Genomic DNA, 14,561 nt, shown 5'->3' with positions numbered 1-14,561 from the left:
CGAAGTGGATGAAGCCACGATGACGCCAGCGGCGTTGCGTGCCGGCCAGCGCATCCGCGGGCTCGTTCCCGGTGGCGCAGTCACGCTGATCGCGGTCGACGCGATCGATGCTTCTCTGTTCGAGATCTTCTACCGTGACGACTCGGGTCGGGGCGGCGCCCGAACTGTGACTGACGTCGATATCGCTCGACTCGAGTTGGCGCGGGAGCGTGACGAAGCGCCCCCGTTCGACGGAGACCCCGACGAGTTCCGTCTGGCTGCCGAGGCGTTGCGGATCAAGTACGCAGCTCTCTACGACCCAATGGCTGCGGTCAACAGCTCCGACGTTGACCCGTTGCCGCACCAGATCCGCGCAGTCTACGAGGAGCTGCTGCCACGGATCCCTCTGCGATTCCTTCTTGCCGACGACCCCGGCGCGGGTAAGACGATCATGGCCGGGCTCTACCTCAAAGAGCTGATCTTGCGGTCCGACTGCGAGCGGGCCATCATCGTCGCTCCGGGTGGCCTCGTCGAGCAGTGGCGCGAAGAGCTTTCCCAGAAGTTCGACCTTCGCTTCGAGGTCTTCAGCCGCCAGATGGTCGATGATGCCGAAGGCCGCAACGTGTTCGACCTGCATCCGTACCTGATCGTGCGGATGGATCAGGCCTCGCGAAGCGAAGATCTCATGGAACAGCTGTCGGACGTGAGATGGGATGTCGCGATCGTCGACGAGGCTCACCGAATGTCTGCCCATTACTCGTCGTGGGCTGGAGAAGTCGACGAGACCAAGCGCTTCCGTCTCGGCCGCCTGTTGTCTGAGACCGCACACAACTTCCTGCTCATGACGGCGACCCCGCATGCCGGCAAGGAAGAGGACTTCCAGCTGTTCATGTCACTTCTCGACCGAGACAGGTTCGAAGGCCAGTTCCGCCAAGGCGTGCACCGCACCGATACCAACGGACTGATGCGGCGCATGGTGAAGGAGGATCTCCTCACCTTCGAGGGCAAGCCGCTGTTCCCTGAGCGCCGTGCCTACACCGTCGAGTATGAGCTCAGCCCCGCCGAACGAGACCTCTATGAGCAGGTCACGAACTACGTCCGCACCGAGATGGGACGCGCCGAGCGCATCGCAGCCGAAGGCGACAAGAAACGTGGCAACAACGTCGGCTTCGCTCTCACCGTGCTCCAGCGCCGACTCGCATCCAGCCCCGAGGCGATCCTGCGCTCCCTCGAACGCCGCCAGCAGCGACTGGAAACGAAGCTACGGGATATGCAGCGAGCAACCGACGCAGCCCGAAACAGCTCCACCATCTCCTCGCACATCGATCAGTGGACTACTGGTCGCACAGAACCGGACTTCGCCGAGACAGCACTCCCGAACCTGTCTATCGGCGACTTCGAAGAGCTCGACGACGAGACCACCGAAGACGAACGCGCCCGATTCGAGGAGCAAGTTGAGGCGGTCGTCGACCTCGCGACGGCAGCCCAGACAATCCCGGAGCTGCGCGCCGAGATCGCGATACTTGAAGACCTCATTCGCACAGCGCGTCGCGTGCGTCTCCAAGACGACGACAAGAAGTGGGTCGAGCTGCGCGCGATCCTCGATGAACAGCTGCTCACGCACGCGAGCTCGGGCGAACCGCGGAAGATCATCATCTTCACGGAGCATCGAGACACACTCGACTACCTCCAGGCGAAGATTTCCTCGCTTCTCGGGCGTGCCGATGCAGTGATTACGATCCATGGCGGGACCAGGCGCGAGGATCGCAAGGTAGCACGCGAGCAGTTCACCCATGATCCGGACACCGTCGTCATGCTCGCCACCGATGCTGCGGGCGAGGGGCTCAACCTTCAGCGTGCGCACCTGATGGTGAACTACGACCTGCCCTGGAACCCGAACCGTATCGAGCAGCGCTTCGGGCGTATCCACCGCATCGGTCAGCGGGAGGTCTGCCACCTCTGGAACATGGTCGCGAAAGACACCCGCGAAGGCGATGTCTTCGCTCGGCTGCTCTCGAAGATCGACCAAATGTCGATCGCCTACAACGGAAGCCTGTTCAACGTCCTCGGCGACGCTGACGCCTTCCAGGAGCGCTCCCTGAGAGACCTGTTGATCGAGGCGATCCGATACGGCGACCGCCCCGAAACCAAGGCGAAACTCGACCACATCATTGACGCCAGCGTCTCGCACGGGCTCGACGACATGCTCGAAGAGCGCGCCCTTCACCCCGAAATGTTCAGCGCCCTGAACCTCGAAGAAGTCCGAGCCCGCATGGAGAAAGCGCGCGAACGCAAACTCCAGCCCGGCTACATTGCCGCGTTCTTCATCCCAGCCCTCGAACGACTCGGCGGCAGGATCCGCCGCCGAGAAAAGGGTCGCTACGAGATCACCCGCGTCCCCAGCCGCGTCGTCGACTCCGCGCGGAGGTTGAACAGGTGGGCGCCGGTCACAGAGCAATACGAGCGGATCACCTTCGAACTCGACAAGAAGCGCGTCGACGGCAAGGTGGAGGCGGCTCTTATCGCCCCGGGCCACCCTCTACTTCACGCGGTAATCGAAACGACGATCGACGACCTCGGTAGCGTCCTTAAGCGCGGCACCGTCCTCGTCGACCGAAGAGACAAGCAAGCAACTGAGCCAGCCCTGATGTACGCGGTTGAGCAGCGGATCCAGAACACCGCGTCTGAGCCCGATACAATCTCGCACCACTTTGACTATCCGCAGTACTCGAGCGACGGCACAGTCACCGTCTCGCCGGCTCCGCCGTACCTCGACTACGACCGGCCCCAGCCCGAGGAAGATTCGCATCTCCACGAGATCGTGGCGAGCGACTGGGCAAAGGCGAACCACGAGAAACTCATCCGTGCCCAGGCGTTCCGACACGGCCTCCAGCCCCGGATCGACGAGGTGAGGGCACGGTTGGAGATCGAGACCGCTCGAACTCGCGCCCAGGTGCAAGAGCGGCTACTCGCCGAGATCAACCACTGGGATCGAGAGCACAACCGTCTCGATGCGCTTGAGCGTGGCGGGACGGTCGGGCGTCTTCGGGCCGAGACTGCACTCGTGCGTTCGCGCCAACTCGATGAGCGGCTCGAACGGCGGATGCGCGAGCTCGACGAAGCCACCAATGTCGTCGCCATCCCGTCCGTGATCCTCGGAATGGCTCTCGTGGTGCCCAGCAGCATGCTTGTGACGAAGGAGCAGCATCCGGCATTGTTCGCCCGGAACACGGAGGAGGTGGAGCGCCGCGCAGTCGAGGCAACGCTCGCAGCTGAGCGAGAACTCGGTCGCAAACCACTCGAGATGGCTCGCAACAACCCCGGCTACGACATCCAGTCAATGGATGTCAACGGTCGCATGTTCTATATCGAGGTCAAGGGGCGCATCGAAGGTTCTGACACGTTCACCATTACCACGAACGAGGTCACCTTCGCGCAGACCCAGGGCGAGCGGCACAGGCTCTCACTTGTCAGCGTCTCGCCCGATGGGCCTGCCTACGACCAGATCCGCTACGTGGTCGACGCGTTCGATCACATGGAGCCTTCAGACACCACCCGCTCCCTCAATGAAGAGTGGCGCGACTACTGGGACCGCGGCGGGGGGCCGCGATGACCCAGAACACCATGACCCGCAATGCATCGCCGAAGGACATCACATGACGACGTTCAAGAAGAAACTCATCGAGACTTCGCTCCCCCTGGAAGCGATCAATGCCGAGGCATCGCGCGAGAAGTCGATCCGGCACGGTCACCCTTCGACTATGCACCTTTATTGGGCACGGCGCCCCCTGGCGGCCGCACGCGCTGTCCTGTTCGCGCAGTTAGTGGATGACCCGGCATCGCGACCCGAAGAGTTCCCCACGGTTGAGGCGCAGGATATCGAGCGCGCCCGACTTCACCGGCTTCTCGAGCGGTTGGTCATCTGGGAGAACAGCAATGACGAAACTCTGCTGAGTCAGGCGCGAGTCGAGATTCGCAAGAGCAACAACGGTGATCTGCCAGCCGTCCTCGATCCATTCGCCGGCGGTGGGGCGATCCCTCTCGAAGCGCAACGACTCGGATTGCAAGCGCACGCTAGCGACCTGAACCCCCTCGCGGTGCTGATCAACAAGGCGCTAGTCGAGATCCCACCACGGTTCTCGGATCATGAACCCGTGTATCCCGACGCCGCACAGACACGGAATACTTGGGCGCGGGCGGAGGGCCTTGCTGAAGATGTCCAGCGCTACGGGGCTTGGATGCGCGAGGAAGCCAGCAGGCGCATTGGCGCCTTGTACCCCCGCGTCGTATCTCCGGACGGAGGCGAGCACACGGTGATCGCCTGGATCTGGGCACGCACAGTCAAGAGCCCCAATCCCGCGAATCCCATTGAGGTTCCGCTTGTTCGCTCGTGGTGGCTCAACAAGAAGAAGGGCAAAGAGGCCTGGATCGAAGCTACCGTCGTTAACGGCGAGGTCCGATACAAAGTTCGTCACGATGCCGAAGGGCCGACAGGGAACGAAGACGGAACTGTGGCTGGCGGGAACGGCCGTGCCGTGGGCGATGGGACGGTGATTCCCAACTCGTACATTCGCGCCGAAGCTCAAGCGCACCGTCTTGGAGCGCACCTGATGGCCGTCGTCGCGGAGGGGAACCGAAGCCGACTCTATTTCAGCGGCGACGAACTGCAGGCGGCGGCTGCGGTGGTTGATCGCCCGGTCGACGTGCCGAACCAGGAAGTTCCCACCCGGAACCACGACGTTGATCGCATGCCGATGTACGGAATGCCCACTTGGGCCGACGCGTTTACGAATCGCCAGCTTGTCGCCCTCACGACGCTGAGCGATCTTGTTGACGAGGTACGGCAGCGGGTATTCGCCGACGCGACTGAAGCGGGTATCGCGGCGGGCGAACGGCTGGAAGACGGTGGTCGAGAGGCAGCAGCGTACGCGGACGCCGTTGCCACGTACCTCGCTCTTGCGGTCGGTCGCCAAACCGACCGGCTATCATCTCTCGCTAGCTGGCAGTCGCAAGGCGAGAAGGTACGCAACGTGTTTGGCCGCCAGGCGATCCCTATGGTGTGGGACTACGCGGAGGTCAATCCGTTCTCGGACTCGTCCGGTGGATTCGCCGGGAACGTCGAATGGGTAGCGAAGGCGGTGGCGCACACTCCCGCAAATCCGCCGGCCGAGGTAATTCAGGCCGATGCAGCAGCGCGTACGTACCAAGGCCTGGCCATCTCGACGGACCCGCCGTATTACGACAACATCGGGTACTCCGATCTGTCTGACTACTTCTACGTGTGGCTTCGGCGGTCGCTACTGCACATCCAATCGAAGACAGTCAGCACGATGCTTACCCCGAAGGCCGAGGAGCTCGTGGCCAATCCGTACCGACATGATGGGAAGGCCGGAGCCCAAGCCTTCTTCGTGAGAGGGTTTAATTCTGTCTTCGCGAGAATTCGTCGTGAAGCAAACCCAGACATCCCATTAACGGTTTACTACGCGTACAAGCAACAGGACACTCGTGACGCTGGCACATCCTCAACCGGTTGGCACACGCTACTCGGAGGGCTGATCGATGCAGGATGGGAGATCACAGCTACGTGGCCCATGCGGAGCGAGCGTGGGGGCCGTCTAATCAGCGTCGGCACCAACGCGCTCGCTTCCTCCATCGTTCTCGCCTGTCGGCCCCGACCCGAGAATGCCCCGTCCACGACCCGACGCGCGCTGACCGCCGCGCTGCGCGCCGAACTCCCCGATGCGCTCCGCACCCTCATCCAGGGCTCAATCGCAGCGGTCGACCTCGACCAGGCTGCGATCGGTCCAGGGATCGCAGTTTTCTCACGCTACTCACGAGTTCGAGAGGCAGACGGGACCGACATGTCCGTCCGAGACGCACTGGAGTTAATCAACGCAATTCTGGACGAAGTCGTTGACGAGCTCTCCGACTCGGACCCGGATTCCCGATTCGCGGCGAAATGGTACAGGCAGTTCGGCTGGGGCACCGAGATTTCCGGTACAGCCATAACAATGGCTCAGTCGGCCGGAACCTCACTGGGTGCACTTGAGCGGGGTGGCATTTTCGAAGCGAAAGGCGGACGGGCACGCCTCCTCTCGCCGACGGTGCTTGAAGGCGAGTGGGACGTCGCCGCCGACGAGCGCGTCAGCGTCTGGGAGGCGACAGTTCGCCTGGCCGCGGTGATGGCACGGGATGGTGTCGACAAAGTCGCCCGACTGCTGCCCGATGTACAGGCGCGTGTGAGCCTCGAGGCAGTCAAACAGATGTCACTCTGGTTATTCCGTGAGGCTGAGAAGAAGCGTGATACCAAGGACGCAATCCTCTTCAACGGGTTGGTAAGCGCATGGGGAGACGTGAATGAACAGGCGCGAAAGCACACCGATTCTCCACGTGCCGTTCAACAGGCTTTCGACTTCGATGAGGATGGGGACTGAGTCCGATGGCGATGAATAACCGTGACCGCGTGGGCAAGGCCTTCGATCTGTTGTCGGAGGGACTGCTCGACTCCGTCGACGAAGTGATGACCACCGCCTACGGCACTCCGGATTGGCCCGCCGTGTGGGCACAAGAGGACGCCCAGCGCCGGGGCGGACCCGCACGAACGCTGACGAAGCACGACGTGCAGGTACAGCTTCGCGCGATCACTGAGCAGGGCTACCGGTTCAAGGACGTGCTGTCGCGGGCGCAGCAGGGCTTCGGGTCCGAGCTCCGCGAGACGCGCAATCTCTGGGCGCATAACGAGCCGTTCAGCTCGGATGATGCTGCGCGCGCTCTCGACACGATCGAGCGACTGCTACATGCCGTCGGCGCGGTCGACTCCGCCGAAGATGTCCGCAAGCTCCGCGTCGACCTGCAACGAACGGTTTTTGAGGATCAGACGCGCAAGCAGGTCAAGCGGACGACGGTGTCGCTCGACCCAGGTTCAGGATTGCGGCCCTGGCGTGAGGTGATCCGTCCGCACGATGATGTCGCACGCGGCGAGTTCACGGCATCCGAGTTCGCCGCCGACCTGCATCTCGTGCGAACAGGTCAGGCGACGAGCCCCGAATATGGGGACCCGGTGGAGTTCTTCACACGCACGTACCTCACGGAGGGTCTGCGCGACCTGCTGTCGCGCGCGCTCCGACGCGTGGGCGGCGACGGGAACGCGAGCCCGGTCGTCAACCTGCAGACGAACTTCGGTGGCGGAAAGACGCACTCGATGCTCGCTCTCTTCCACTTGTTCAGTGGCACTCCGGCGAAGGACTTCCCGCAGGAGTTGCAGGAGCTCATCGCCAAGACGGGGAACCGGGATTTTGCGACGCTGGGTGTGAAGCGCGTTGCGCTCGTCGGTACGTACTTGAAGGCAGGATCACCGCTCATCAAGGAAGACGGGACCGAGGTGCAGACGCTCTGGGGTGAGCTCGCGTGGCAGCTCGGCGGCCGCGAAGCCTACAACCTCATCGCTGAGGACGACCGTGCGGGGACGAACCCGGGCGAAGCCTTGCGGACACTGATCGCGAAGTACTCGCCGGCGCTGATCTTGATCGACGAGTGGGTCGCGTATGCCCGGCAGCTTGTCACGGATAAGGAACTCCCAGCGGGCTCGTTCGAGACGCAGTTTACGTTCGCCCAGTCGCTAACTGAAGTCGTCCGATCCGTGCCGGGCGCGATGCTCGTTGTCTCGATCCCGGCATCCGACACGGGCGAAGCAGGCAGCGGAAGTGACATCGAGATCGGTGGCGCGAACGGTCAGCTTGCGCTGGAACGGTTGCAAAATGTGATCCGCCGTGTCGCCGATCAGTGGCGATCGTCGAGCAAGGACGAGTCCTTCGAGATTGTGCGCCGCCGACTGTTCCAGGCGCCGAACGCGGAGGGGCTGACTACGATCTCTGCCGTGGCGCGCAGCTTCGTCACGCTGTACAGGAGCAACACCGCCCTGTTCCCCCGAGATGCCGCAGCCCCGAGCGACGACTACGAGCAGCGCATCCGGGCGTCGTATCCGCTGCACCCGGAGCTGCTTGACCGCCTGTACGAAGACTGGTCCACTTTGGAGCGCTTCCAGCGCACCCGCGGCGTGCTCAAGCTCGTATCATCCATCGTGCACGAGCTCTGGGCTTCCAACGACACGTCGCCGCTAATCCTCCCCGGCAACGTGCCGCTGGAGGCAACGACCGTCAACACCGACCTCACCCAATACCTCGAGGACCAGTGGAAGCCGATCATCGACTCGGACATCGACGGTCCGGGGTCCATGGCGCAGCAAATCGACCTGGACCGCCCCAATCTTGGGCAGCGGTTCGTGACGCAGCGGATCGCGCGAACGATCTTTATGGGGGCTGCCCCACGGATCAAGGCGTCCCGGAAGGGCTTGGACAAGCAATACGTCTGGCTCGGAACCGCGGCTCCCGGTGACACGCTCGGCAACTTCGGCAGCGCCATCGACCAGCTCGCCCAACGGTCGACCTACTTCTACGAGGAGCAGGGACACTACTGGTTCGACACCCAGCCGTCGGTCACCAAGACCGCGAGCGACTACGCAGAGCGCCTCCGTGAAGACGTCGAGACCGTGTGGAACGAGATCGTTCAGCGGCTGCGCGGCGAGGAGCGCGCCCGCGGGGTTTTCGATCGAGTTCACGTCGCGCCTGAGTCGAGCGCCGACATTCCCGACCTCGAGAACACGCGCCTCGTGATCGTCCATCCGCGTCATTCACGCCGTAAGCAAGACGGAAGCGATTCCGCAGCGCATAAGTGGGTACGCGATGCGATCGAATCGAAGGGCGCGAGCCAGCGTGTCCACCGGAACACACTAGTGTTCTTGATGGCGGACAAAAGCGAGTTGGAGAGTCTGGAGGCCGCGACTCGCAGCTACCTCGGATGGAAGCGAGTGCAGGCGACGAGCGACTCGCTCAACCTCTCGACGCAGCAGCGTAAGCAGACGGACGAGTGGGTGACTCGACTCAATCAGACGGTGTCGGACCGGATCCGTGAGACCTTCGCGTGGGCGTTGTACCCGGAACAATTCGACCCGACCAAACCCTTCGAGGTTGTGAGCGAGAAGGTGCCTGACTCCGCTGGCCGTTCCCTGGCCGAGCGCGTAGGTGCGAAGCTCGGGCGTGACGATCAGCTCGTCACCGAGCTCGGCGCTCCGATTCTCGGCGCGACCCTGCATGAGGAGTTGGGAACGCTGTGGTCCAGCGCCCGGGAAATGAGCGTCGGTGAACTCTGGGGGTACTTCACCCGCTACGTCTACCTGCCGCGTCTTACCAGTCGCGAAGTGCTTGATTCTGCCCTCGAGCGCGCGCTCAACGCAGTTCTGGTTGACCGTGAGCGTTTTGCAATCGCATCCGGCAGGGACCCAGAGACAGGTCGTTACCGTGGGCTCATCGTCCCACCCGATCACAAGGCGGCACTTCAGATCACCGATAGCACGATGCTCGTTGACTGGAGTTTGGCTGAGCAGCAAGCGCAAGCGGAGCGCGCCGAGGCCGCTCGGCGAGCTGCGGCTGAAGCAGCCGGTGAAGGAACTGAACCCATCGGTCCGGTCGACTTCGTGACACCGAGTCCCGATGTCGACGTCACAATCGAGGTTGTACCCCCTGCCCTGGACGCCGCTCGGAGTCCCGTTCGCTACTTCGGTTCCGTGAAGGTGGATCCAACTCGGTACTCACGGGATATCGGCAACGTAACCCGCGAGGTCATCGATCGGTTGGTCGGCGCAGGCGCAAAACTCGAGATCACGATCGACATCCAGGCGATCAAGAGTGATGGCTTCGACGAGGGCGAGGTGCGCACGATCTCCGAGAATGCGCGCGTCCTGAAGTTCGACGCCAGCTCGGGCTTCGAGAACTAGTCAATGCAAGCAGTCCGCCGTGCGTGAAGCGTGCGTCGGATCCGTATCAAGGTGGAAGGAGCCTCGAGGATGAGGATCGAATCAGCAGTTGCAACCAACTATCGCTGCATCGTCGACAGCGGAGAGTTCAGCGTTGAAACTGACAAGACAATCCTGGTCGGGATCAACGAAGCAGGTAAGACTGCGCTGTTGAAGGCGATTCAGCTCGTCAGCCCGACGCCCGACACTCCTAAGATTGACTGGCTCTTTGACGCTCCCGCGCCGATGGTTGATGACATCCGACGCGGGAATCTAGATCGCGAGCAGATGGCGGTCGCGAAGGTCGTGCTGGTGCCCGACGCGACCGATCTCGAGGGCCTTGCTCTCACGAATGTCGCCGACATCCGATTTGAGATGACGGCGTGGCTCAGCGGCAAGCGCACCTACCGTGTCACGGGTCTGCAACCGTCCCCCTCGCTCGGAGACATAGACAAGAGCATCGTTCGCCTCACCAGCGCAATGTCTAAGCAGTCGAGCGAAGACGCAAAGGGCGCCGCTCAGGCGCTGACCGACTGGAGGGCAGGCCTCAGCCAAGACGATTCGATCAGTGGTGAGATCGCGAAAGAACTCCTCGGCCACCTGGATGCGCTATTGCCGTTGTTCGCGGACGGCTCTGCTGCCGAAGGGTACTGGGATGCGCTGGACTCCGTAGTCAAAGAGGCGACGCAACGAGACAAGATTGGCAAGCACCTTCTGTCAAAGTTGCCACCATTCGTCTACTTCTCCTCCTACTTCTCGGTGCGCCCACGAATCCACCTGAACCGCCTCGCGGAACGGGAAGAGTCAGGCGAGATTGACCTCGATTACGACTTCGGCAATCTGCAACTGCTGAAGTTCCTCGGCTTTACTGCCCGCGAACTGTCGGATATGGACTCGGAGGCTCCTGTGAAAGGGGCCTACTACGACACCGATGTCCAGGAGCAAGAGCGGTACAAGACTGAGCTCGCCGCGCATGAACGCCGGATCACGGAGCGTAAACGCGCGCTGCAGACTGCTGGCGCACGTCTGACCGCCGAGATTCGCCGCGTATGGAACGATGACTCCCTCACACTCCGGCTCGATGTCGACGGCCAGTACCTTCAAACGCTCGTAGAGGATGAGCTCGGGATTCCAGTCGAACTCGACCAGCGAAGTGAGGGCTTCCGCTGGCTCGTATCGTTCTTCGTCGTCTTCCATGCTCAAGCCAAAGACGATCTCCGGAACGCGATCCTGCTCCTCGATGAGCCCGGGCTCAGCCTTCACGCGCTCAAACAGCAGGAGTTCCGCAAGACCGTGTCCGCTCTGGCCGAGGGGAACCAGATCATCTACACGACGCACTCACCCTTTATGGTGGGAGCGGACGAACTGGATCTCGTTCGGGTGGTCGAGATGGTAGACCGCAGGGTCGGGACGAAAGTCCACACTCGCCTGGCTGTTGACGATCCAAAGTCGATTTACCCACTCCAGGCTGCGCTCGGCTATGACCTTGCGCAGAGCATGTTCACACACCAACGTAACCTGGTGGTTGAGGGCATCACCGACCTCCTCATCATCGAGGCCCTAGATGCCGCGTTCTCCTCGAACGGTGGACCAGCGTTGGAAAACGACATCGCAATCGTTCCCGCCGGAAGCGCAAGCAAGGTCGTTTACTACAGCACGATCCTCACCAGCCAGAGCCTCAAGGTGGCTGCACTCTTGGACTCGGATTCTGCCGGCGATCTGGCTGCAGAGCAGGAAGCACTGTGGCAACTTCTGAGCACGAAGAGGATCCTCCGAACTGGCGACCACATCACCGGCGTGCAACGTGCAGAGATCGAGGACCTGCTGCGTCAGACTCTGGCTCAGATTGCTCGAGACGATCTCGGGTGGGACAGCGTCGCGACCGTCCGAAGCCAGCCGACTCGTCCTCTGATGGAGATCCTCGTCGCCGAGCATCCGGGAGCGTCCAAGTGGAAACTCGCGCGCGCCTTCGCGAAGTGGTTGAGCGCGAACGGAACGGAAGCGCTCGATCCTTCGGAACTTGAAGCGTGGCATTCGCTGTCGACTGCGGTCAACAAGGCGCTCGCTTAATCCCAGACCGGACCGTTGGTCGCGAACTGAGACCGAAAGGTCTACGCTGTCAGGCCGAAGCGCCCCAGCGGATACCGCCTGATGTCTCGTGAGACACCCGACTTGCACATAAAGGCTGGCTCCAGAAAGCGGGAATCGATCCGCTCGGTCTCCGACTTGACCAGGTCGAGCATGTCGTCGACGAGCCACCGCGGCGTGAAAACCTCACCGTGATCCGAGACGCGCTGCCGCGACTTGACCAGCTGCTCCGCAGCGTCTCTATCCCTACCCACAAGCCAGAGTGTACAAGTACCCGGGGACGCGCACCCTGGCACTCGCTACCGGCGCCGTCCACGCTTGATGAGTGCCCCGTACGCCTTCGCCTGCAGCAGCCCACATCGGGGCTCGGATCGCTGCCGAACGCAAGCGCCGGGGACTCACGCAGGATCAGCTCGCGGTGCTCAGCGAGATCGATTCCTCGAACATCCGCAGCTACGAATCAGGGCGATCGATGCTCAGCATCCTGACCCTGCTCAAGATCTCCGATGCCCTCCGGACGACCCCTGGCGACCTGCTCGACGGCGTCACCGCGGACATGTTCGGCACGAACGAGACCGACCGACGTCGCCGGACGGCCTGATGCCGCATGGGCACTTCTGCCCGCCACTCGCACCTATCAATCAGCTGGGAACGCGATACCGTGGTTCCTATGAACACCGACCGGAAACTGCGTAACCGACTTCTCTCCGCTGTGCCGATCGCGGCACTGGCGTTCTCTCTCGCGGCGTGCGGGGGCGCGGCCGTCGAGCGTCCCTCTGCCGAAGAGGTTGCCGAAGGCTGGACGAAGATCATCGACGACGCCGGACAGAGCGACCTTTACACCGATGACATCATCCTCTGCCTCTCCGAAGCACTCGTCGACTCCGAGATCTCGGATGAGGATCTTGCGAACATCGCCGATGGCAAGGACATCCAGACCAGCACTGATGCTCAGGAACTCCTGACTCAGGTCGTGACCGAGGCAGCGCCGAAGTGCGCGACTCCCGCAGAGTGACCTCCCGCTGACGCGCTTCGACAAGCTCAGCGAGCGATAGGGGCCGCTCAGCGATCTGAAGATGAACGGTGACGGATGCTTCGGCGCCGTCACCGTTCGTCATATCGACCCTGGGAATACGCTGACAGGCTTAGCGTTGACTCCCATCGGCGCGCACCCGGGCGCGCCATGACTTGGAGTCCCCATGAGCACCGCCTCCCGCGCCCAGAAGGCGCCAGACACCCGTAGCCCCGCGCGCAAACTGCTGACCTCGTTCGGCTTCCAGATCATCGCGGCTCTCGTCCTCGGCGTCGTCGCCGGACTCATCGGCCGCCAGCTCGGCGCCTCCGCCGAGAACCCGACGATCCTGTCCGACACGCTCGACCGGATCGGCAGTTCCTACGTCACGATCCTGCGCGCAGCCGTCGTCCCCCTCATCTTCACCGCGATCGTCGCGAGCATCTCGAACCTGCGCCGCGTGCAGAACGCCGCGCGCCTCGCCGGTCAGACGATCCTGTGGTTCTGCATCACCGCGTTCATCGCCGTGATCATCGGCATCGTGCTCGGCCTCGTGATCCAGCCCGGCGCCCGCGCCGGCGAAGGCCTCGAGACCGGCGACCCCTACACGGTCGGCACGTGGTGGAACTTCCTCCTCGGCCTCATCCCGCAGAACTTCCTCGGCCTGACGGTCTCGACCGGCCCCGGCGCCGTCGACGGCACGTTCACCTCCAGCGTCGGCTTCAACATCCTCCAGGTCATCGTCGTCGCCGCCGTCGTCGGCATCGCAGCTCTCAAGGCCGGCAAGAAGGCCGAGCCGTTCCTCGTCTTCACCGAGTCGCTGCTCAAGGTCATCCAGCGCGTGCTGTGGTGGATCATCCGCATCGCCCCGATCGGAACCTTCGGCCTCATCGGATCCGCCGTCATCAAGTACGGCTGGGACAAGCTCGTCGGCCTCGGCTGGTTCGCCGCCGCCGTCTACATCGGACTCGCTCTCGTGCTGTTCGTCGTCTACCCGGTGATCATCCGCACCAACGGCCTCTCGATCAAGCAGTACTTCTCGGGCGTCTGGCCCGCGGTGCAGCTGGCCTTCGTCAGCCGCTCCTCGATCGGCACCCTTCCGCTGACCGAACGCGTCACCGAGCGCAACCTCGGCGTTCCCTCGTCGTACGCGTCGTTCGCCGTGCCGCTCGGGGCGACCACCAAGATGGACGGCTGCGCCGCCATCTACCCCGCGATCGCCGCGATCTTCGTCGCACAGTTCTTCGGCATCCAGCTGGACTTCTTCCAGTACCTGCTGATCGTCGTCGTATCGGTGCTCGGCTCCGCAGCGACCGCCGGCACCACCGGCGCCGTCGTCATGCTGACCCTCACGCTGTCGACGCTCGGCCTGCCTCTGGAGGGCGTCGGCCTGCTCCTCGCGATCGACCCGATCCTCGACATGGGCCGCACGGCCGTCAACGTCGCGGGTCAGGCCCTCGTCCCGACGATCGTCGCCAAGCGCGAGGGCATCCTCGACGAGGATCTCTACAACGCTCCGCGTGAGGGCCTTCCGTTCGCCGACGACTCCGCCGGCGACTCGGACGCCCCGGAACAGGATGCCGAGGCGCAGCCGGCCGGCGCCCGCTGACGCGCTGAACCGACAGACGGGGT

Annotated in this window: 7 protein-coding genes; all 7 read left to right on the top strand. The window is 63.0% G+C overall.

Annotated elements, in window-relative coordinates; genetic code table 11:
• Positions 1 to 4: 4 nt before the first annotated feature.
• The 7 genes from M2317_RS05635 to M2317_RS05605 all read left to right on the top strand — a co-directional run bounded on the left by M2317_RS05635 (position 5) and on the right by M2317_RS05605 (position 14,538).
• On the top strand, positions 5 to 3,592 hold the full coding sequence (locus M2317_RS05635; RefSeq protein WP_429458152.1) for a helicase-related protein: 3,588 nt from the start codon (positions 5 to 7) through the stop codon (positions 3,590 to 3,592).
• A gap of 43 nt (positions 3,593 to 3,635) precedes the next feature.
• A complete protein-coding gene (locus M2317_RS05630; RefSeq protein ID WP_429458151.1) occupies positions 3,636 to 6,413 on the top strand; it encodes a DUF1156 domain-containing protein in 2,778 nt (925 codons plus the stop codon).
• Between the two features lie 29 nt (positions 6,414 to 6,442).
• Positions 6,443 to 9,811, top strand: a complete 3,369-nt coding sequence (locus tag M2317_RS05625; protein WP_429458149.1) for a DUF499 domain-containing protein — start codon at positions 6,443 to 6,445, stop codon at positions 9,809 to 9,811.
• 69 nt (positions 9,812 to 9,880) lie between these two features.
• Complete coding sequence (locus tag M2317_RS05620) at positions 9,881 to 11,899, top strand: AAA family ATPase (RefSeq protein WP_429458147.1); 2,019 nt, start codon at positions 9,881 to 9,883, stop codon at positions 11,897 to 11,899.
• A gap of 343 nt (positions 11,900 to 12,242) precedes the next feature.
• Entirely contained in the window at positions 12,243 to 12,518 is a 276-nt protein-coding gene (locus M2317_RS05615; RefSeq protein ID WP_429458146.1) for a helix-turn-helix domain-containing protein, read from the top strand.
• Positions 12,519 to 12,587: 69 nt separating this feature from the next.
• Entirely contained in the window at positions 12,588 to 12,932 is a 345-nt protein-coding gene (locus M2317_RS05610; protein ID WP_429458144.1) for a hypothetical protein, read from the top strand.
• A 184-nt stretch (positions 12,933 to 13,116) separates the two neighbouring features.
• Complete coding sequence (locus M2317_RS05605) at positions 13,117 to 14,538, top strand: dicarboxylate/amino acid:cation symporter (protein WP_429458142.1); 1,422 nt, start codon at positions 13,117 to 13,119, stop codon at positions 14,536 to 14,538.
• The last annotated feature ends 23 nt before the right edge of the window (positions 14,539 to 14,561 follow it).

Origin of the sequence: Microbacterium sp. ZKA21, assembly GCF_050434165.1 — a bacterium.
GTDB lineage: Bacteria > Actinomycetota > Actinomycetes > Actinomycetales > Microbacteriaceae > Microbacterium.
The sequence above is the reverse complement of the archived record's forward strand: the minus strand, read 5'-3'. Positions and strand labels throughout refer to the sequence as shown.

Excerpts from the sequence above, each read along its gene's own strand:
- M2317_RS05620 (WP_429458147.1), top strand. The coding sequence starts at position 9,881 with ATGAGGATCGAATCAGCAGTTGCAACCAACTATCGCTGCATCGTCGAC.
- M2317_RS05630 (WP_429458151.1), top strand. The coding sequence starts at position 3,636 with ATGACGACGTTCAAGAAGAAACTCATCGAGACTTCGCTCCCCCTGGAA.
- M2317_RS05605 (WP_429458142.1), top strand. The coding sequence starts at position 13,117 with ATGAGCACCGCCTCCCGCGCCCAGAAGGCGCCAGACACCCGTAGCCCC.
- M2317_RS05610 (WP_429458144.1), top strand. The coding sequence starts at position 12,588 with ATGAACACCGACCGGAAACTGCGTAACCGACTTCTCTCCGCTGTGCCG.